The organism is Methylomonas sp. HW2-6 (assembly GCF_052474525.1).
Map to the genome: position 1 here is coordinate 1,745,409 of NZ_CP184124.1, position 19,567 is coordinate 1,764,975.

The 19,567-nt window shown below is 56.1% G+C and carries 21 protein-coding genes and 1 other RNA gene; 18 read left to right on the forward strand and 4 right to left on the reverse strand.

Features of this window, described 5'->3' with window-relative positions:
* Positions 1-3: 3 nt before the first annotated feature.
* Genes ubiH through ACH518_RS09040 form a run of 3 tightly spaced genes read right to left on the reverse strand, consistent with a single transcriptional unit; the run spans position 4 to position 3,069 of the window.
* Complete coding sequence (gene ubiH, locus ACH518_RS09030; RefSeq protein WP_445372644.1) at positions 4-1,218, reverse strand: 2-octaprenyl-6-methoxyphenyl hydroxylase; 1,215 nt, start codon at positions 1,216-1,218, stop codon at positions 4-6.
* A 3-nt stretch (positions 1,219-1,221) separates the two neighbouring features.
* Positions 1,222-2,529 (reverse strand): Xaa-Pro aminopeptidase, encoded by a 1,308-nt coding sequence (gene pepP / locus ACH518_RS09035; RefSeq protein WP_140913017.1) that lies wholly within the window; start codon positions 2,527-2,529, stop codon positions 1,222-1,224.
* Between the two features lie 12 nt (positions 2,530-2,541).
* On the reverse strand, positions 2,542-3,069 hold the full coding sequence (locus ACH518_RS09040) for a UPF0149 family protein (protein WP_445372645.1): 528 nt from the start codon (positions 3,067-3,069) through the stop codon (positions 2,542-2,544).
* Positions 3,070-3,174: 105 nt separating this feature from the next.
* On the opposite strand from ACH518_RS09040, the gene ACH518_RS09045 reads away from it, so the two are divergent.
* The 4 genes from ACH518_RS09045 (at position 3,175) to ACH518_RS09060 (ending at position 4,475) form a co-directional block, all read left to right on the forward strand.
* Positions 3,175-3,402 carry a TIGR02449 family protein gene (locus ACH518_RS09045; RefSeq protein ID WP_445372646.1) on the forward strand — a complete coding sequence of 76 codons (228 nt, stop codon included), beginning with the start codon at positions 3,175-3,177 and terminating at the stop codon, positions 3,400-3,402.
* Positions 3,399-3,695: a cell division protein ZapA gene (locus ACH518_RS09050; protein ID WP_140913020.1), complete on the forward strand. Its 297-nt coding sequence runs from the start codon at positions 3,399-3,401 to the stop codon at positions 3,693-3,695. Before ACH518_RS09045 ends, ACH518_RS09050 begins: the two co-directional genes overlap by 4 nt.
* A 20-nt stretch (positions 3,696-3,715) precedes the next feature.
* A non-coding RNA gene (gene ssrS, locus ACH518_RS09055) (6S RNA) lies at positions 3,716-3,895 on the forward strand.
* A 355-nt stretch (positions 3,896-4,250) separates the two neighbouring features.
* Positions 4,251-4,475: a hypothetical protein gene (locus ACH518_RS09060; protein ID WP_445372647.1), complete on the forward strand. Its 225-nt coding sequence runs from the start codon at positions 4,251-4,253 to the stop codon at positions 4,473-4,475.
* 163 nt (positions 4,476-4,638) lie between these two features.
* On the opposite strand, the gene ACH518_RS09065 is transcribed toward ACH518_RS09060, so the two are convergent.
* Positions 4,639-5,946 (reverse strand): replication-associated recombination protein A, encoded by a 1,308-nt coding sequence (locus tag ACH518_RS09065; RefSeq protein ID WP_445372648.1) that lies wholly within the window; start codon positions 5,944-5,946, stop codon positions 4,639-4,641.
* Between the two features lie 81 nt (positions 5,947-6,027).
* Here ACH518_RS09065 and accA point away from each other — a divergent pair, with 81 nt between their 5' ends.
* The 14 genes from accA (at position 6,028) to ACH518_RS09135 (ending at position 19,554) form a co-directional block, all read left to right on the forward strand.
* A complete protein-coding gene (gene accA / locus ACH518_RS09070) occupies positions 6,028-7,005 on the forward strand; it encodes an acetyl-CoA carboxylase carboxyl transferase subunit alpha (protein ID WP_140913022.1) in 978 nt (325 codons plus the stop codon).
* 54 nt (positions 7,006-7,059) lie between these two features.
* Positions 7,060-8,418 (forward strand): tRNA lysidine(34) synthetase TilS, encoded by a 1,359-nt coding sequence (gene tilS / locus ACH518_RS09075; protein ID WP_445372649.1) that lies wholly within the window; start codon positions 7,060-7,062, stop codon positions 8,416-8,418.
* Complete coding sequence (locus ACH518_RS09080) at positions 8,402-8,620, forward strand: hypothetical protein (protein ID WP_260839357.1); 219 nt, start codon at positions 8,402-8,404, stop codon at positions 8,618-8,620. Before tilS ends, ACH518_RS09080 begins: the two co-directional genes overlap by 17 nt.
* 2 nt (positions 8,621-8,622) lie before the next feature.
* Positions 8,623-8,817 (forward strand): hypothetical protein, encoded by a 195-nt coding sequence (locus ACH518_RS09085; RefSeq protein WP_445372650.1) that lies wholly within the window; start codon positions 8,623-8,625, stop codon positions 8,815-8,817.
* Positions 8,818-8,975: 158 nt separating this feature from the next.
* The gene (locus ACH518_RS09090) at positions 8,976-10,616 is read left to right on the forward strand and encodes a CTP synthase (protein ID WP_278209304.1); all 1,641 of its coding nucleotides are present in this window, start codon (positions 8,976-8,978) and stop codon (positions 10,614-10,616) included.
* 12 nt (positions 10,617-10,628) lie between these two features.
* Complete coding sequence (gene kdsA, locus ACH518_RS09095; protein WP_445372651.1) at positions 10,629-11,465, forward strand: 3-deoxy-8-phosphooctulonate synthase; 837 nt, start codon at positions 10,629-10,631, stop codon at positions 11,463-11,465.
* 43 nt (positions 11,466-11,508) lie between these two features.
* Entirely contained in the window at positions 11,509-12,792 is a 1,284-nt protein-coding gene (gene eno / locus ACH518_RS09100) for a phosphopyruvate hydratase (RefSeq protein WP_445372985.1), read from the forward strand.
* A gap of 166 nt (positions 12,793-12,958) precedes the next feature.
* Entirely contained in the window at positions 12,959-13,192 is a 234-nt protein-coding gene (locus ACH518_RS09105; RefSeq protein ID WP_445372986.1) for a septum formation initiator family protein, read from the forward strand.
* Positions 13,193-13,195: 3 nt separating this feature from the next.
* Entirely contained in the window at positions 13,196-13,891 is a 696-nt protein-coding gene (ispD, locus tag ACH518_RS09110) for a 2-C-methyl-D-erythritol 4-phosphate cytidylyltransferase (RefSeq protein WP_278209302.1), read from the forward strand.
* Entirely contained in the window at positions 13,888-14,361 is a 474-nt protein-coding gene (gene ispF / locus ACH518_RS09115) for a 2-C-methyl-D-erythritol 2,4-cyclodiphosphate synthase (RefSeq protein ID WP_445372652.1), read from the forward strand. Before ispD ends, ispF begins: the two co-directional genes overlap by 4 nt.
* Positions 14,362-14,403: 42 nt before the next feature.
* Entirely contained in the window at positions 14,404-14,856 is a 453-nt protein-coding gene (locus ACH518_RS09120; RefSeq protein ID WP_140913030.1) for a hypothetical protein, read from the forward strand.
* A 17-nt stretch (positions 14,857-14,873) separates the two neighbouring features.
* Positions 14,874-15,917: a tRNA pseudouridine(13) synthase TruD gene (gene truD / locus ACH518_RS09125; RefSeq protein WP_445372653.1), complete on the forward strand. Its 1,044-nt coding sequence runs from the start codon at positions 14,874-14,876 to the stop codon at positions 15,915-15,917.
* A 125-nt stretch (positions 15,918-16,042) separates the two neighbouring features.
* The gene (locus ACH518_RS09130) at positions 16,043-18,193 is read left to right on the forward strand and encodes a type I secretion system permease/ATPase (protein WP_445372654.1); all 2,151 of its coding nucleotides are present in this window, start codon (positions 16,043-16,045) and stop codon (positions 18,191-18,193) included.
* The gene (locus tag ACH518_RS09135; RefSeq protein WP_445372655.1) at positions 18,190-19,554 is read left to right on the forward strand and encodes an HlyD family type I secretion periplasmic adaptor subunit; all 1,365 of its coding nucleotides are present in this window, start codon (positions 18,190-18,192) and stop codon (positions 19,552-19,554) included. The genes ACH518_RS09130 and ACH518_RS09135 overlap by 4 nt, the downstream gene beginning before the upstream one ends.
* The last annotated feature ends 13 nt before the right edge of the window (positions 19,555-19,567 follow it).

Genomic DNA, 19,567 nt, shown 5'->3' on the forward strand with positions numbered 1-19,567 from the left:
GGCTTACTCGCGGTCGCCGATTTTCGGCAGCCGGTCGGCCAAGCCCATCGCGTGGCGGGCCAGCATTTGCTTGGCGAAGGGCAGGTGGTCCAATAAGGTCAGGCCGGCGTTGCGGACTGCGGCCAGCGGCAGGTTGCCGTTGGAGAAGATCTTGACCAAGTTGTCGGTGAAGCCGATGGTTCTGCCGTGGTCTTGCTGGCGCTGCCGGCTGTAGTTTTTCAGCATGCGGGCATCGCCGATATCGCGGTTATGCTGGTGTTGCTCGGTCAGCATTTCCGCCAGCAAAGCCACATCGCGGATGCCCAGGTTAAACCCTTGTCCGGCCACCGGATGCAGTTGGTGAACGGCGTTGCCGATGATCACGGTACGGCCAGAGACCATGCTCTCGGCCCGAATCAGGCTGAGCGGAAACGCCCGGCGCGGCGCGGCCAATTTCAGTTCGCCCAGCCGATAGCCGAAGCAATCCTGCAGTTCGGCAAGAAATTCGCGGTCGTTGGCATTGAGCAGAGTTTCGGCTTGCTCGTGGCTGCGGGTCCAGACGACGGCCGATTGCTTGCCGGCTACCGGCAACAAGGCCAGCGGGCCGAACTCGGTGAAACGTTCGAAGGCGGTGTTGCGGTGTGGCAGCGCCGAATGCACGGTGGTGACCAGCGCGGTCTGGCCGTATTCGGTGACTTGCTGCGGAATTTCCAACAGTTTGCGTACCGTGGAATTGCCACCGTCGGCGCCGACCAGTAATTGTGCGCTGACGTTCAGCGAACTGCCGTCGTGCTGCTTCAAGCTGACGTTGACCGCATCGCGGCCCGACATCAATCCGGCGACCCGGGTCTGGTGCAGGCAAACGGTATCGGTTTTCTCGGCCAAGTCGGCCATGTGCTGTTCGATGTCGCGGGCGACGATCACATAACCCAGGGCATCGACGCCCTCGGTTTCGGCCGATAGCCGGGTTTTGCCGAAATGACCGCGGTCGGAAACGTGGATGTGTTTGATCGGAGTGGCTTTGTCGGCTACGCCGCGCCAGGCCCCCAAGGCGTTCAACAATTCGACGGTGCCGGCCGCGAGGGCCAAGGCGCGGTCGCCGGCCGGCGAATTTCGCAACTGCTCGCGGCTGGCGGCTTCGACCAACGCGATCTTCAATCCGCTGCGCTTCAGGGCCAGAGCCAGGCAGTTGCCGGCCAAACCGGCGCCGACGATGATCAGATCGAAGTCGTGTTGCATTGTCTAGCCCGTCATTAGCGCTTCGATGGCGTCTATCGACTTCGGTACTCCGCCGGTCAATATCTCATGACCGTCCTTGGTGACCAGCACGTCGTCCTCAATGCGGATGCCGATGCCGCGCCATTGTTTATCCACCGTTTCGCAGTCGGCGGCGACGTAGAGGCCCGGCTCGACGGTCAACACCATGCCGGGTTCGAGCAGGCGCCATTCGTCTTTGATTTTATAATCGCCGACGTCATGCACGTCCATCCCCAGCCAGTGGCCGATGCGGTGCATGTAGAACTGTTTGTACTTTTCGTCTTTGATCAGTTTTTTCACCCTGCCTTTGAGCAGGCCCAGTTCCACCAAACCCCTGGTCAAAGTTTCCACCGAAGCGTCGTGGGCCTTGTTCCACGGATTGCCGGGTTTGATCTCGGCCAAAGCCGCGGCTTGGGCGTCCAGCACCAGTTGGTACAACAAGCGTTGCGGCTCGCTGAATTTGCCGGACACCGGGAAGGTGCGGGTGATGTCGGCGGCGTAATGGTCGCATTCGACGCCGGCGTCGATCAGCAACAGGTCGCCTTTGTTGAGTTTGTCGTTATTTTCGGTGTAATGCAGCACGCAGGCGTTTCTGCCGCCGGCGACGATGGACGGGTAGGCCACTGCGCGCAAGCCATCTTGCACAAATTCGTGCATCAGTTCTGCTTCGATCTGGTATTCGTATAAACCCGGCTTGCAGGCCCGCATGGCCCGAACATGGGCCTTGGCCGAGACTTCGGCGGCGCGGCGCATCAATTTCAATTCCTCGGCGCTTTTGAACAGCCGCATCTCGTGCAGGATGTGTTCCAGCGACACCAATTCGCCCGGCGCCGTGATACCGGAACGGGATTGCTTGCGGATGTTGTTGATCCATTCCATCAGCTTGTGGTCGAGATCGCTGTCCTTGCCCATCGGGTAGAACACCTTGCTCTTGTTTTCCAGCATGCCGGGCAGGATGTCGTCCAGATCGTCGATCGGAAACGAATCGTCGGCTTCGTAATGTTTGGTGGCACCTTCCAAACCGGCATGGGCGCCTTCCCACAAGGCCTTTTTCTCGTCGAATTCGCGGCAGAACAGGATGTATTCGCCTTGTTCGCGGCCGGGAATAAACACGGCCATCGATTCGGCTTCGTTGAAGCCGGTCAGGTAGTAAAAGTCGCTATCCTGGCGGAATGGGTAATGCACGTCGCGGTTGCGGGTGCGGTGGGGGGCGCTGGCAATGATGGCGATATTGCCTTTGCCGATTTGTTTCATCAGGCTGGCGCGGCGCTTTTTGAATTCGCTTTGTTTCATCGGGGCGGCGGCTTAGTGAGTTTGTAGCGGGTGTTGTTCGGCGAACTGGTCGCGTACGGTAAATACGGCAGCGCGCACGTATTCGCGGATTTCGATTAGCGCGTTTTCGTCGTCTTCTTCGCCAAGGTCGCTGTCGATTTTAGTCAGTTCGATCATGTCCCGCATCACCTCTGCCGTGTCGCCCGGCCAGTCGGCGTCGGTTTGGGCGTAGCCTACGCCGAACAGAAATCCCTGGCACCAACAGCGCAGGGCTTCGATCTGTTCCGCCAATGCCTCGTCCTCGTCCGGCAGCAGCAAGTCGAACGCGAACTCGTCGTTTTGATTTTCCAGTAAAGTGCGGGTTTGTTCGAAGACGCCGCACAGCAGGTTCTTGTCTCCCTCAATCAATTGTTCAATCTCGGCAAACAATTCCCGGAGCCAGTTTTCCACGTCGGCTTTAATTTCGACGCAGAGCATGCCGGTAGCGACGCCGTGTGCCTCCGCGGCGCCGACGTCCGCGTCGTGTTGTTGCAGAATTTCGCTGATCGCGCTGTATGTCATTGGATACGTGTTTCCTGTCAAGGAGCTGTTCAAATACCTGGCTTATGCTAACATTCCTAGCCGAACGTGAGGATTATAACGTCATATCAGCCCATACTTCTGACTATGTCTCAACTCGATAAAGATCCGTCTACCGAACTCGAAGCGCTGGAAAATAAACTGGATGTGCTGATCGCTCAGTTCAATCAAGTCAAAAATGAGAACAAGTCGTTGAAAGTCAAACAGGATGCCTTGGTTAAGGAGAAAGCCAAATTGCTGGAAAAAACCACGCTGGCCAAAGCCCGAGTCGAAGCGATGATCGCTCGCCTGAAAGCGATGGAACACGACTCATGAGTAAAGCCGTTCACCCCGTCTCGTTGAATATTCTGGACAAGGAATACAAGATCGCCTGTGCGCCGGACGAGAGAGATTCGTTGATTAGTTCCGCTCGCGAGCTCGACAAGCAAATGCGCAAGATCCGCGATACCGGTAAAGTCAGCGGGGCCGACCGTATTGCCGTGCTGGCGGCGTTGAATCTGGCTCACGATTGGGCTGCGGAAGCCCATAAGCCCACCGGCGACAGCGATATGGCGAATCGCTTGGCAGATTTGCGCATCAAAATAGAAAACGTTTTGGAAAACCCGTAAATCCGGTAAACTACAAGTCCAATCTCCTGCAGCGTTCGAGCAGTACTGGGTGTTTCCTGAACCTGCATTTGCCCCGGAAGCTTTTTACCCGTCATGGTGTGCATGCCTGTTCGTTCAGGAAGCCTGATTGGCGGGAATCGGTTTCCACTTGAACCTCCGGTTCAAGGACGAAAGTATCAGACGGCGCAGGCGGGAGATCTCTTTACCTTTCAAATCCCGCTCTTCTTCCCCCAAATAAAGTTTCGGATGGCGTTGGTTTTGCTGCGCCTATTGCGCGTGGGCGCCAGCCTCAAGACTGACCGATCCGCTCTCAGCTGAAATATTCAAGTGCCACCGCGCGATGTGGCTTTCGTGATGAGCGCCACATATTTAAATTCAATCTGAAGTCGGTTTTTTATTATTCGGCCTATGTCTCGGAAATCCGGTTTTTTGTGCGGAAGCCTATGGTTTTTTGGTTGAAATATGCGAAATGTATTAAATAACGGAAGATCGGTGCTGGCAGTAACTGAAGTTTTGGATTTTACTTAACTCACGTTGCCGCTTGAGGTGGCGAGAATGGATTTAACAGCGTTTTGGGTCGGACGTGTTTGCATATTAATTTATCGTAGGGTGGTCGCAATGAATGAATTTAAAAAAGACGTGTTTGTTGGCTTGGTTTCTTTCTCCGGCATACTGAGTTTTATTTTCGGGCAATTTATAATTTCAACCATGCTGTTCGGTATCGCGGCGCTTTCCAGCAACATGTTGCTGGAAAGTCGCGCCAAGCTCGAAAGGTTTTAAAAGTTTCTCCATTTGGCGGAGATTCGCAGGTAGATATTCTAAATATTTGCTTGCTTTTGCTCCCGTATCGGCCCTCCGGTACGGGAGTTTTTTTATGCCAAATACTCTAGTACGGACAATTGCGAAGATAGTATTGCAATCACCGGTTCCCGCTGCCGGTTTTTTATTGCTTCCGTAAAAACTCCAGTTTATCTTTTATCTTTACTTCCAGGCCGCGTTCTACCGGAAAATAATAACGTTTGCCTTTTAAAGGTTCCGGTAAATAGTTTTCGCCGGCGGCATAGGCGTTTTTCTCGTCGTGAGCGTAACGATACTCGGCGCCGTGTCCCAGTTCTTTCATGAGTTTGGTTGGCGCATTGCGCAAATGGATCGGCACCTCCAACGAGCCGCTGGTTCGAGCATCGGCCATTGCCGCCTTATAAGCGACGTACACGGCATTGCTTTTCGGCGCACAGGCTAGATAGACGATGGCTTGCGCCAGCGACAACTCGCCTTCCGGACTGCCCAGGCGCTCGTAGGCGTGAGCGGCATTCAGCGCCAGTTCCAGGCCGCGCGGGTCGGCGTTGCCGATGTCTTCCGACGCCATCCGCACCACCCGGCGGGCGATGTACAACGGGTCGCAACCGCCGTCTATCATCCGGCAGAACCAGTACAATGCCGCGTCCGGGTCGGTGCCGCGCACCGATTTGTGCAGCGCGGAAATCTGGTCGTAGAAAATATCCCCGCCCTTATCGAAACGAGCCGCATGGCCTTGCAAAACTTCGCCGATCACCTCGCGGTCGACGACTTCCCGGCCGTCCACGGTTTCCGCCAGGTCGGCGGCAATTTGCAGAATGTTAAGGCAGCGACGGGCGTCGCCGTCGGCCGCCTTCGCGATCATTGTCAGCACGTCGTCGCTGATTGCCAGTTTGCGCTTACCCAAACCGCGGGTTGGATCGGTCAACGCTTGGTGCAGAAGGTCCACCAAATCCTCATCTTCGATGCTGCGCATCACGTAAACCCGTAGCCTTGATAGCAGCGCGTTGTTGAGTTCGAACGACGGATTTTCGGTGGTGGCGCCGAACAGGATGATCGCCCCGCTCTCGATCGGCGCCAGCAATGAATCCTGCTGGCTTTTCGAGAAGCGGTGGATCTCGTCGATAAACACCACGGTGTTCAGGTTCCGGCTGAGCTTGACCTCCTCGGCCTCCGCCACCGCGGCGCGGATTTCCTTGACCCCTGCCATCACCGCCGACAGTTCGATGAAATGGCAATGGGCGCTGGCGGCGATAATTTTCGCCAGCGTGGTCTTGCCAACGCCCGGCGGCCCCCAAAACACCAGCGAATGCGGCACGCCCTGGTCAATCGCGGCGCGGAGCGACTTGCCCTTCGCCAGCAAATGCTGCTGGCCGATGTATTGGTCCAGATTGGTCGGACGCATGCGGGCGGCCAACGGCGCGTGCGGATTGATGTCGAAGGCGGTCTGGTTCATGATCCGGTAAAACTGATAGGCAATGGCAGCATTTTTCTTTAAAATCGCCGGCCATTTTATTGATTCTCTGGCCGGATTGACATGGATTTAAAATTCTTAGATTTCGAACAGCCCATCGCCGAATTGCAAGCCAAAATCGAAGAGCTGCGCAAGGTGGAGCTGGACAATAATTTCGACATTTCCGAGACGCTGAAACAGCTCGAGCAAAAATGCGAAATGCTGACCGAGAGCATTTTCAGCAACCTGTCCGACTGGCAGATTTCGCAATTGTCCCGCCATCCTGGCCGTCCCTACACATTAGATTACGTCAATCTGATGTTCACCGACTTCCACGAACTGCACGGTGACCGGGCGTTTGCCGACGATCAGGCCATCGTCTGCGGCTTGGCGCGGCTGGAAGGTCAGCCGGTGGTGGTGATCGGCCACCAAAAAGGTCGCGACACCAAGGAAAAAATCCATCGCAACTTCGGCATGCCGCGTCCGGAGGGTTATCGCAAAGCCTTGCGGGTCATGAAGATGGCCGAGCGTTTCAAGTTGCCGATTATCTGCCTGATCGACACTCCGGGCGCCTATCCCGGCATTGGCGCTGAGGAGCGCGGCCAAAGCGAGGCGATTGCCCGCAATCTGTTCGAAATGTCCAAATTGCGCACGCCGATCATCTGCACGGTCATCGGCGAAGGCGGCTCCGGCGGCGCGCTGGCGATTGGCGTTGGCGACCGCTTGTTGATGCTGGAATACAGCACCTACGCGGTCATTTCGCCGGAAGGTTGCGCCTCGATTTTATGGAAAAGCGCCGACAAAGCCCAGTTGGCGGCGGAAGCCATGGGCATTACCTCCGACCGAGTGCGCGAGCAAGGCTTTTTGGACGAGGTGGTGCGTGAGCCGGTCGGCGGCGGTCACCGTAATTTTCAGAAGATTGCCGAAAATTTGCAGGAGGCGTTATTGAGGCACTTGGCGGAATTGAACCAGGAGGCGGCTGCCAACATGGATCAAATGTTGGAAAAACGCTACCAGCGGATCATGCGCTTTGGCTCCTACATTGAAGAGCCGGTTAAATAGTCCGGCCACATTCGTCAGCTTAGATAAAAGGCCGGCTGCGTTCGGCCTTTTTTTATGAACCCGAAAATCTCTAGTCTCGACCCGGGTCTGATCACTGCGCTATTGCCGCCGGATTGTCGAACGGTTTACGTGGCCTATAGCGGCGGCGTGGATTCGCATGTGTTGCTCCATTTGGCCGCAGTCGGAGCCGGACTACAAGAGCGCATTGTCGCCGTATATGTCAACCACGGTTTGCAAGCCAGCGCCGATGCGTGGGGCGAGCATTGCCGCCGCCAGTGCCTGGAATTGCAGGTGGCGTTTCAAATTGTCAAGGTCGACGCCGTTGCCCGAAACGGTGAAGGCCCCGAGGCTGCGGCGCGCGAAGCAAGGTACCGGGCTTTGCGTCCATTGTTGGAGGAGGGCGACGTGTTGTTGCTGGCGCAACATCGCGAGGACCAAGCGGAGACGTTGTTGCTGCAATTGTTCAGGGGGGCGGGGGTGGCCGGCTTGGCTGGCATGCCTGTCGATGCGGCATTTGGCCGCGGGCGTATGCTGCGGCCTTTTTTGGATGCGTCCAAAAAAGATATCTGCGACTATGCGCGCGCCAATCATCTGCAATGGGTGGATGATCCGAGTAACCAAAGCAGCGATTTCGATCGCAACTTTCTGCGCAATCAAATCCTGCCGTTGTTGAAGCAGCGCTGGCCGGCGCTGGATAAAACAGTGGCGCGTTCGGCCGCGCATTGCGGCGAAGCCTCACTGATGTTAGAGGATTGGGTAGGACCGGTTTTGGCGGAAATGCTCGACCCTGAAAGCAAAAGTATCTGTCTTGCCGGTTTAAGCCGGCTCAGTGACTCGCAGCGCCGCTTTGTGTTGCGGAAGTGGCTGACCTCATTCGGGTTGAAGCCGCCGAGTGCCGCAGTGATCGATGCGCTGACGGCGCAAGTCGCCAACCGTCAGGGTAAAACATCGGCGCCGCAGCTCCAAATTCAGGGGTATCATGTCCTCGGTTATCGGCAAAAATTGTTTTGCATCCCGGCGGCCGAGTTGGATAAATTCGCAGGTAATTTGTTGTGGCCGAAACCGGATGCCCGGTTAGATTTGGGAAACGGCTATGGTTTGGTCAGGGCGGAAGCCTGTTCCGGAGTCGCCAAGGCTCATTGGGACGGAGCCGAAGTGTCGGTAAAGGCTCGAGTTGGCGGCGAAAGGCTCAAGTTACCCGGACGTGCTGGGCATCATTGTCTGAAGAAGTTGTACCAGGAGGCGGCTATTCCGCCCTGGGAACGTGATCAGCGGCCGTTGCTCTATATGGACGGGCGTCTGGCGGCGGTAGCGGGCTTATGGGTCGCGGAATGGGCTTGGGCCAGCGGTGAGGCGGCTTGTTATCGAGTGGATTGGAAGGCCAGTCGCTGGCTTGATGATTCCGTTTTTTGACCAGGGGGTGGAGATGTTTCCGGATGTTCTGCAGAGTGCGATTGTCGGGATGATGGTGGCGATCCCGACCATCGTGGTTTATAAAAAGGCCGGTTTGCATCCGGCTTGGGCTGCGTTGGTATTTTTGCCGGTGTTCGGCTTGTTGTTGGTATTCTTGCAGTTGGCGTTCCAAGGATGGCCTAGCCTGAAACAGGAGCGGTGACCATGGAATTGTTTTTTATCCTTTTGCCGGCCTACATTCTCTTCTGTCTTTGGCTGGGCAATCGCATTTTGCAAAAAGCCGGGTTCGACGGGCGTTGGGCGCTAGTGTTGCTGGTGCCGGTGGTGAACATCATCATGATTTGGGTGTTCGCATTCGGCTCCTGGCCGAATTTGCGGTCGGGCGCAAAGTTGGAATGATCGGGAGTTGCCGGCCTGTTAAGCAAAGTCGGCCTTCGGGTTCCGCTTGGGTGCTGTTTGGATTGATCGGGCTAATTTAGCGGCAAGCTGCGGCCAAAGCTGCTAAAATCGTCGTTTGTTTTGATCCTGCTATTCGCTAAACAGGGCGCAAATCCTTAATGACAAAATTCATCTTTATCACCGGCGGCGTGGTGTCTTCCTTGGGAAAAGGCATTGCCGCTTCATCGCTGGCGGCGATTCTGGAAGATCGCGGCCTGAAAGTCACCATCACCAAACTCGATCCTTACATCAATGTCGATCCCGGCACGATGAGCCCGTTCCAGCACGGCGAAGTGTTCGTCACCGAGGACGGCGCCGAGACCGACCTCGACCTGGGCCATTACGAGCGGTTTTTGAAAACCACGATGGCCAAGAAAAACAACTTCACCACCGGCCAGGTTTACGAGCAGGTTCTACGTAACGAACGTAAAGGTGAATACCTTGGTGCCACGGTGCAGGTCATTCCGCACATCACCGACGAAATCAAACGCCGGGTGTTCGCCAGTGCCGAAGGCATGGACATCGGCATCATTGAGGTCGGCGGCACGGTCGGCGACATCGAGTCGCTGCCGTTCCTGGAAACCATTCGCCAAATGGGCGTGGAATTGGGCCGCGACCGCGCGGTATTCATCCATTTGACGCTGGTGCCCTACATCAAGTCGGCCGGCGAACTCAAAACCAAGCCAACGCAGCACTCGGTCAAGGAACTGCGCACGATCGGTATCCAGCCGGACATTCTGATCTGCCGCTCCGAGCAGCCGATTCCGGCCAGCGAGCGTCGCAAGATCGCGCTGTTCACCAACGTCAGCGAAAAAGCCGTGATTTCGGCGATCGACGCCGACACCATTTATCGCATCCCGCTGTTATTGCGCGAACAAGGCCTGGACGACCTGGTGGTGCATCAGTTGCGCCTCGATGTGCCACCGGCCGATTTGACCGCATGGGAAAAAGTCGTCGACGGCCTGACCCATCCGACCGACGAGGTGCAAATCGCCATCGTCGGTAAATACGTCGACCACACCGACGCCTATAAATCGCTGAACGAAGCGCTGTTGCACGCCGGTATCCATACCCGGCATAAGGTCGAAATCAAATACATCGACTCGGAAACCATCGAGCAGGAAGGCACGGCGCAATTGAAAGACGTCGACGCGATTCTGGTGCCGGGCGGTTTTGGCGAGCGTGGCGTCGAAGGCAAAATTTCCACCGTGCGTTTCGCCCGCGAGCACAAAATTCCTTACCTCGGCATCTGCCTGGGCATGCAATCGGCGGTGATCGAGTTCGCCAGAAACGTGGTTGGTTTGGAAGGCGCGCACAGTACCGAATTTTTGCCGAAAAGCCCGCATCCGGTGATCGGTTTGATTACCGAATGGATGGACGAAGCCGGTGAACTGGTGACCCGCGACGAAGATTCCGACATCGGCGGCACCATGCGCCTGGGCGCGCAGAAATGCCGGTTGAAGTCCGATTCGCTGGCCTTCGATGTGTATCAGAAGGATGTGATCACCGAGCGTCACCGCCACCGTTACGAATTCAACAACCAGTATTTGAAACAATTGGAAGCCGCCGGCATGCGTTTTTCCGGCAAATCGCTGGACGGTCGTTTGGTCGAGATCGTCGAATTGGCCGACCACCCTTGGTTCCTGGCTTGCCAGTTCCATCCTGAATTCACCTCGACGCCGCGCAACGGCCATCCGTTGTTTTCCGGTTTCGTCGAAGCGGCCGCCAAGCACAAACAGCATTCATCCGCATCCAATTAATCAAGGTCAAGCATGCAACTTTGCAATTTCGAAGTCGGACTCGACAAACCGTTATTTCTGATCGCCGGCACTTGCGTCATCGAAAGCGAACAGATGACGCTGGATACCGCCGGTAAACTCAAGGAAATCACCGGCGAGCTCGGCATCCCGTTCATTTACAAATCCTCGTTCGACAAAGCCAATCGCTCGTCGATTAGCAGTTTCCGCGGCCTGGGCCTGGAAACTGGCTTGCAGATTCTGGAAAAGGTCAAGCAACAACTGAATGTGCCGGTATTGACCGACGTGCATGAGGACACGCCGTTGGCCGAAGTTGCCGCCGTCGTCGACGTGATGCAAACCCCGGCTTTCCTGTGCCGGCAAACCAATTTCATCCAAAGTGTCGCGGCCCAAGGCATACCGGTCAATATCAAGAAAGGCCAGTTCATGGCGCCCTGGGACATGGGCAATGTGGTTGCCAAGGCCAAGGCTACCGGTAACGACAAGATCATGGTCTGCGAGCGCGGTGTCTCTTTCGGTTACAACAATCTGGTGTCCGATATGCGTTCGTTGGCAGTGATGCGCGACACTGATTGTCCGGTGGTGTTCGACGCCACCCACTCGGTGCAGTTACCGGGTGGGCAGGGCAGTTGTTCCGGCGGCCAGCGCGAGCATGTGCCGGTGTTGGCGCGGGCGGCAGTGGCGGTCGGCGTTGCCGGCCTGTTCATGGAGACCCATCCGAAGCCGGAAGAAGCCCTGAGCGACGGTCCCAACTCCTGGCCGCTGCACCGGATGAAAGAATTGCTGGAAACCTTGATGACCATAGACCGCGCCGTTAAAGCTCAGGCCTTCATCGAAACCACCTTAGGCTGAAAAAATTAATAACTAATCCATCCTTACCACGGAGCAAGCAAAGATCATGAGAATCGTTGATGTAAAAGCTAGAGAAGTTCTGGACTCGCGCGGCAACCCCAGCGTCGAAGCCGAAGTGTATTTGGATTCCGGCGTCGTCGGCAGCGCGATGGTGCCGTCAGGCGCCTCCACCGGCGAGCGCGAAGCCATCGAATTGCGCGACGGCGACAAAAGCCGCTACCTGGGCAAAGGCGTGTTGAAAGCCGTCAATAACGTCAATACGGCGTTGAAAGACGCTGTCGTGGGCATGCAAGCCGACGATCAAGCGGCGCTGGATCAAAAAATGATCGATCTGGACGGCACCAATGCGAAAAGCAACCTGGGCGCCAACGCCATCTTGGGCGTATCGATGGCCGCCGCCCGCGCTGCCGCGCAAGAAGCCGGCAAACCGTTGTACCAGTTCATGAACAAATCCGGCGAATTCATCCTGCCGGTGCCGATGATGAACATCATCAACGGCGGTTCGCACGCCGACAACAGTGTCGACCTGCAAGAATTCATGATTCTGCCGGTCGGCGCTCCAACCTTCCGCGAAGCGATCCGTTACGGCGCCGAAGTGTTTCATAACCTGGCCAAAGTGTTGAAAGGCAAAGGCCTGGCCACCACCGTCGGCGACGAAGGCGGTTTCGCGCCTAACCTGCGATCCAACGAAGAAGCCATCGAAGTCATCCTGGAAGCGATCGAAAAAGCCGGTTACAAAGCGGGCCAAGACATCTACCTGGGTATGGACGCGGCCGCTTCCGAGTATTTCGAAAACGATAAATACTTCCTGTCCGCCGAAAACCGCAGCTTTACTTCCACCGAGATGGTCGATTTCCTGGCCGCCTGGGTTGATAAATATCCGATTATTTCGATTGAAGACGGTCTGGACGAAAACGACTGGGACGGTTGGAAATATCAAACCGAAAAACTGGGTAATCGCATTCAATTGGTCGGTGACGACTTGTTTGTGACCAACCCGGCCATTTTGAAAGAAGGCATCGAAAAAGGTATCGCCAACTCGATTTTGATCAAAGTCAACCAAATCGGTACCCTGACCGAGACCCTGGAAGCGATCAACATGGCTGGTGCGGCTGGCTACAGCGCCGTGGTTTCTCATCGCTCCGGCGAAACCGAAGACACCACCATTGCCGACTTGGTTGTCGCCACCGGCACCGGCCAAATCAAAACCGGTTCCTTGAGCCGCTCCGACCGCGTCGCCAAGTACAACCGTCTGATGAAAATCGAAGACGAGTTGGGTGCGAAAGCCCGCTATGCCGGCCGTAGCGCATTTAAAATGCTGAAATAAAAGCGTAGGTTGGGTTTACCCAAAGGGCATATAACGCGCTAGCCGTAACCCAACACGTCGGCTTTTAAGTTGGGTTACACCCTTCGCTACCGCTCAGGGTTAACCCAACCTACATTTTCGAGATAACGCCATCAAAACTCTGATCCTTGTCATCATTGTCCTGACGCTGCACTTCCAATACCGGTTGTGGTTCGGCGATGCCAGTCTGTCGCAAATTCGCGAATATCGCGCGCGGTTGGAGGAATTGACCAAGGAAGCTCAAGAGAAAAAAGAGCGTAACGATACTTTGTATGCCGAGGTTAAAGACTTGCGCAAGGGTCTGGAAACCATCGAAGAACGCGCCCGCTACGAACTGGGCATGATCAAGGAAAACGAAACTTTCTTTCAAGTGCTGGAATAGCGCATGAACCAAATTCCCCAATGCTGGGCTGTAGTGCCTGCAGCCGGAGTCGGCAAACGCATGCAAGCCGATCGCCCCAAACAATATCTGCCGCTGGCCGGCAAGACCGTCATCGAACACACTTTGAGTCGCTTGCTGGCATCCGGCGCGTTTCAAAAAGTCGCGGTGGCGATTTCCGTTGAAGACCCGTATTGGCCGGAACTGGAAATCTCCAAACATCCCGACGTGATTACCGCTCCCGGCGGCAAGGAACGCGCCGATTCGGTGTTGTCGGCTTTGAAAGCGTTGCAAGGCCTAGCTGAGGAAGACGATTGGGTGTTGGTCCACGATGCCGCGAGGCCGTGTTTGACCGCCTCCGATATTCATCTGCAAATCGACAGCCTGAAAGATGACGCCGTCGGCGGCATCCTGGCCTTGAGTTCGCACGACACCCTGAAACACGTCGACGGCGATACCATCACTGCGACCATCGACCGCAAGCACGTCTGGCGGGCGCTGACGCCGCAAATGTTCAAATACGCCATGCTGCGCGACGCGCTGCAACAGACCGAAGGCAATCCGGCCGTGACCGACGAAGCCAGCGCGCTGGAAATCCTGGGCTACAAGCCTAAAATCGTCGAAGGCCGCCCCGACAACATCAAAATCACCCGCCCGGAAGATCTGGCCCTGGCGCAATTCTATATGGAGCAACAAGCATGATCCGAGTCGGCATGGGCTACGATGTCCACCGTTTCAACGACGGCGACCACATCATTCTCGGCGGCGTCACCATTCCTTATGAAAAAGGCCTGGAAGCCCATTCCGACGGCGACGTGGTATTGCACGCGCTGGCGGATGCTATCCTGGGCGCGGCGACGCTGGGCGACATCGGCAAGCATTTTCCGGATACCGACCCCGAATTCAAGGGCGCCGACAGCCGGGTGTTGTTGCGCCACGTTTACGGCATCGTTAAGGAAAAAGGCTACAAACTGGTCAACGCCGACGTCACCATCATCGCCCAGGCGCCGAAAATGCTGCCGCACGTCCCGGCCATGCGCGCCAACATCGCCGCCGACCTGGAAACCGACATCGACTTCATCAACGTCAAAGCCACCACCACCGAGAAACTGGGCTTCGAGGGCCGTAAGGAAGGCATCGCGGTGCAGGCGGTGGTGCTTATTGAGAAATAAGCTTGGCGGAATTTGATGCGGAACCGGATTTGTCTCCCTAATTTGAAATTGGCTTTTGTTGGATTGACGGCAATCTGCCTCTCATATTCAGCGTTGGCAGACGAAAAATTCGCCAAAACGTTATGTGGTGGGGCTTCTGTCGAAGTAAGCGCAGAGAGATTTCCGGATGCCAAGTTAGCCTTATCTAAAATAGTCCTCTCCGCCAGCTCCGGGAAAGAATCAATTCGTTTGGTTTTTGACAACACGGTCGACGGTCCAAAAGCAGCCGAGTACTTTTTTGCCGCTTGTCTAAAAGGAAAAGATCAACGTTCGTACATCGTTTTCCAAAATTATTGCGGTGGTTCCGGATGCCATGATTTGGACAACTTTGGCATTATCGATGCGGCGTCACTGCGCGTATTGTTGGCACCGTCGGATAACAATCATTCTCTTGCTGACCAAATTATCGGTCATCCCGTCCAGCCTCTTTTTGACTATAAGGAACGTTTTTTCTGAGCCGCTTGCCGTTAAATTTGGAATCAAGCGGTTTTGATTTAATTTGCGGGCCATACGCCCACGGCGGCCCATCCGGCATTGGCGAAATCAAAACCACTCCCGACGACTTCATCGTCGAAGAAATCCTTGGCTTCGAACCGGAAGGCAGCGGCGAGCACGTTTTCCTTTACATCGAAAAAATCGGCGAAAACACCGAATACATCGCCCGCCTGTTAGCCCGCCATGCTGGGGTCAGGCAACGCGACATCGGCTACGCCGGCCTGAAAGATCGCCATGGCCGCACCCGGCAATGGTTCAGTGTCTGGCTACCGGGCAAAGACGATCCCGATTGGTCGGCGGTCGAATCGGAAACGCTAACAGTCCTGCAAGCGGTTCGCCATCCGCGCAAACTGAAGCGCGGCGTGTTGGTCGGCAACCGTTTCGAAATTCTGCTCCGCAACTGGCAGGGCGACCGCACGCAAACCGAATCCCAACTGCGACAGATCCAAGCGCATGGCTTCCCCAATTACTTCGGCCCGCAACGCTTCGGCCACCAAGGGCGCAACCTCGAGAAAGCTCTGGCGCTGTTCGCCGGCGCCAAAATTAAACGCGAGCAAGCATCGATCTATCTGTCCGCTGCCCGTTCCTATTTGTTCAATCTGATCCTGGCCGAGCGCGTCCGCCAAGGCTGCTGGAACCGCGCTTTAGCCGGTGATGTGTTCAAGCTGGCGGCAAGCAATAGCGTGTTTGCCGACGAAGCGGCGGATGCCGGCCTGTCAGCGCGGGTGGTGGCCGGCGAGATTCATCCGACCGCCGTGCTGTACGGCAAATCCGGCTTGTTTGCCGTGGCCGATGCCGGCGAAATAGAACAATCGGTTTTAAACAATAATCCGCTATTGGTCGAGGGCTTGCGAGATCATGCGGATGCCGCCGACCGTCGGGCATTGCGGGTGATACCGGGCGAACTGCGCTGGAACTGGGAAAGCGAGGGCCTGCGGTTAGTTTTTTCGCTGCCGGCCGGCAGTTATGCTACGGCGTTAGTGAGGGAGTTGATCGGCTGCGACGACGCTGGAGATCTGTAAATTTCAAAGTAAATTGGACTTGGGTACAAGTGTTGGTAGGAATGTGATCTTAATCAATTTATAATCTGGAGCCGAAGCCGGACCGGTTCCACTATAAAAATAATCACTACCGACCCAATAACCCGATGCCCGATAGCCTGCAGAGTGTAGGACCTGCCAATCCCAAGTTTGACGATCCGCTATTGCTGGCACTGCTCTCGGTCTGCAAAATTCTGCATATTCCGCAAACCGAGACTGCGCTGGTGGCGGGTTTGCCGTTGCAGAATCATAAACTCACTCCGGAATTGTTCCAACGTGCCGCCGAGCGCGCCGGCTTGCGCAGCAGCCTGCTGCGTAGACCTTTGGCGCGGATTTCCAATCTGGTATTGCCGGTCGTACTGTTGCTGAAGGACGGCAACACCTGCGTTCTGGTTGGCAGGGAAGGCGATCGCTGTAGCGTCGTCGTGCCGGAAACCGAAAGCGGCGAAAAAATCGTCGATGCCGGCGAACTGGAGGCCTTGTACAGCGGTATGGCGTTCTTCGTGCAACTTAACCACCGCTTCGATGCCAGAAGCGAGGAATCCGCGCTGCCAAAAGCCAAGCATTGGTTTTGGGATGTTATCGCCAAGTCCTGGCCGATTTACGCTGAAGTGGTGGCGGCGTCGTTATTGGTGAATCTGTTCGCGTTAGCGACGCCGCTGTTTTTTATGAACGTTTACGATCGGGTGGTACCGAACCGCGCCTTGGAGACTCTGTGGGTGCTGGCGATCGGTATTTTGATTGTATTCGGCTTCGAATTGGCGATGAAATTGCTCCGCAGCTACTTTATAGATTCGGCCGGCAAGCGGGCCGATATCATCCTGTCCGCGACTATTTTCGAGAAACTGATGGGGTTACGGATGGAGGCCAAGCCGGCCTCGGTCGGCGGTTTTGCCAATAATCTGAGCGAATTCGAGTCGTTTCGCGAATTTTTAACCTCGGCGACCCTCGCAACCCTGATCGATCTGCCGTTTCTGGTACTGTTTTTGTTGATTATCTCCAGCATCGGCGGCCATCTGGCTTGGATTCCGTTCGGCATATTGCCGCTGGCGGTGTTGATCGGCGTCACCTTGCAAGCACCGTTGAAGGCTACGATTCAAGCCCTGTTTAAAGCTGGCGCCGAGAAAAACGCCACGCTGGTCGAAGCGCTTACCAATCTGGAGACGATCAAAGCCGCCGGCGCCGAAGGTCAGTTGCAGGCGCGTTGGGAAAAAGGCATCGGCGAGATCGCACGCTTGGGTTTGAAGTCGCGGTTCTACTCAGGATTGGCGGTCAACTTAACCGCATTCTTTCAGCAATTGGCCTCGGTGATGATGGTTGTGGCCGGCGTTTACCTGATTGCCGACGGCGATTTGACCACCGGCGGGCTGGTAGCGTGCACGATGTTGACCTCGCGCGCTTTGGCGCCGGTCGGCCAGGTCGCGGCACTGTTGACCCGCTATCATCAGGCGCGTGCGGCGCTGGATTCCTTGACCCGGATGATGGCCTTGCCGGTCGAACGTGAAGCCGGGCGCGACTATTTGCATCGGCCGCGCTTTGCCGGCGATATCGAATTCAAAAACGTGGTGTTCAATTACCCGCAGCAGCCGGTCAACGCACTGGAAGGCGTCTCGTTCAAAATTAAAGCCGGCGAACGGGTCGGCGTCATCGGCCGTATCGGCTCCGGCAAGAGTACGCTGGAGCGCCTGATCCTAGGCCTTTACCAGGTCCGGCAGGGGGCGGTATTGATCGACGGCACCGATATTCGCCAACTCGATCCGGCCGACTTGCGCCGCCAGATCGGTTATGTGCCGCAGGATATTTCGTTACTCTACGGCAGCGTCAAAGACAATATCACGCTCGGTTCCGGTTTCGCCGACGACCAACAAGTGTTGCGAGCGGCGCGGATTGCTGGCGTAGACGCGTTCGTGAACAAACATCCGGCCGGTTTCGATTTGCAGGTCGGCGAAGGTGGTGCCAATTTATCCGGCGGCCAGCGCCAGAGCATCGCATTGGCCAGAGCGCTGGTGTTGTCGCCGCCGATTTTCGTATTGGACGAACCGACCAATGCGATGGACAACAGTAGCGAGGAAGGTTTCAAACAGCGTTTTGCCGCCGAGCTCCAAGGCCAGACGCTGATTTTGGTCACGCATCGCATGTCGCTGTTGAGCTTGGTCGACCGGCTGATCGTAATGGATGGCGGCCATATCGTGGCTGACGGTCCGAAAGATCATGTGCTGGAAGCCTTGCGCCAGGGCCAGATCAAGGTTGCGGCATGACGCTGTTGCGGAAGATCGCCGCATGGCGGGCTGCCAAGCGTTACCGCGCCGAAGATCAGAATTTTCTGAACGACGTCAACGCGGCCAATCTGTACGAAGTGCCGCTGCAAGGTCACCTGATTTTGTGGCTGACGCTGGCTTTTGTGGCGATCGCCTTAATCTGGGCCGGGTGTGCTCCTATCGACGAAGTGACCCGCGGCCAGGGAAAAACCATTCCCTCCAGCCAGGTTCAGGTGGTGCAGAATCTGGAGGGCGGCATCGTTTCCGACATTCTGGTGCAGGAAGGACAACTGGTGGAAAAAGACCAGGTGCTGCTGCAATTGGACGAAGTCAGATTCGCCTCGTCGTTCAAGGAAACCAAACTGAAATATTACGAGCTGCTGGCCGCCACCGCTCGGCTGAATGCCGAAATCAACGGCACGCCGCTGCAGATTCCGGCCGATGTGGCAAAGCATGCGCCGCAGATTGTCGAAAACGCCAAGCAATTGCTGCTGTCGCGGCAGAACGAACTCAAATCCAACAGCGATATCCTTGCCGAGCAAGTCCGGCAAAAAGAGCAGGAAATTGTCGAGCTGCAATCGAAGAGCGAGCAATTGGCTCGCAGCTACCACTTATTGCAGGACGAGGTAAAAATGTCGGAGCCGTTGGTGGCCGACGGCGCCATGTCGCAAGTGGAATTGCTCAGGCTGCAGCGCGCCGCCAACGATTTGAAGGGCGATTTGAATTCGGCCAATCTGGCGATACCGCGCTTGCGTTCGTCGTTGGACGAAGCGCGCAATAAACTGGCGGAAATCAAAATCCGCTACCGCACCGAAGCGTTGAAGGAGCTGAACGAAGTCAAGGCCGAACTGGACCGCACGTCGGAATCGGCAGTGGCGCTGGAAGACCGCGTCAGCCGCACCCGGGTGTTGTCGCCGGTGAAGGGCACCGTCAAGCGCATCAAAGTGGCGACGGTCGGTGGCGTGATCCAGCCCGGCATGGATTTGCTGGAAATCGTGCCGGTGGAAGACCAGCTCCTGATCGAAGCCAAAATCCGCCCGGCCGATATTGCTTTTCTTCACCCCGGACAACCAGCTGTGGTAAAACTAAGCGCGTACGATTTTTCGATATACGGCGGTCTGGATGCGACGTTGGAGCATATCAGCGCCGACAGTATTCCGGGTGAGCGCAAGGACGAGGAAAACTATTACTTGATCCGCTTGCGGACGGCAAGGAATTATCTGGAAAAAAACGGCCAACGTCTTGATATCATTGCCGGGATGACGGCGGAAGTCGATATTTTGACCGGCAAGAAAACCGTACTGGACTACCTGTTGAAACCGATATTGAAAGCCAGAGATCGGGCCTTCAGAGAACGATAACTTTAGACGATAT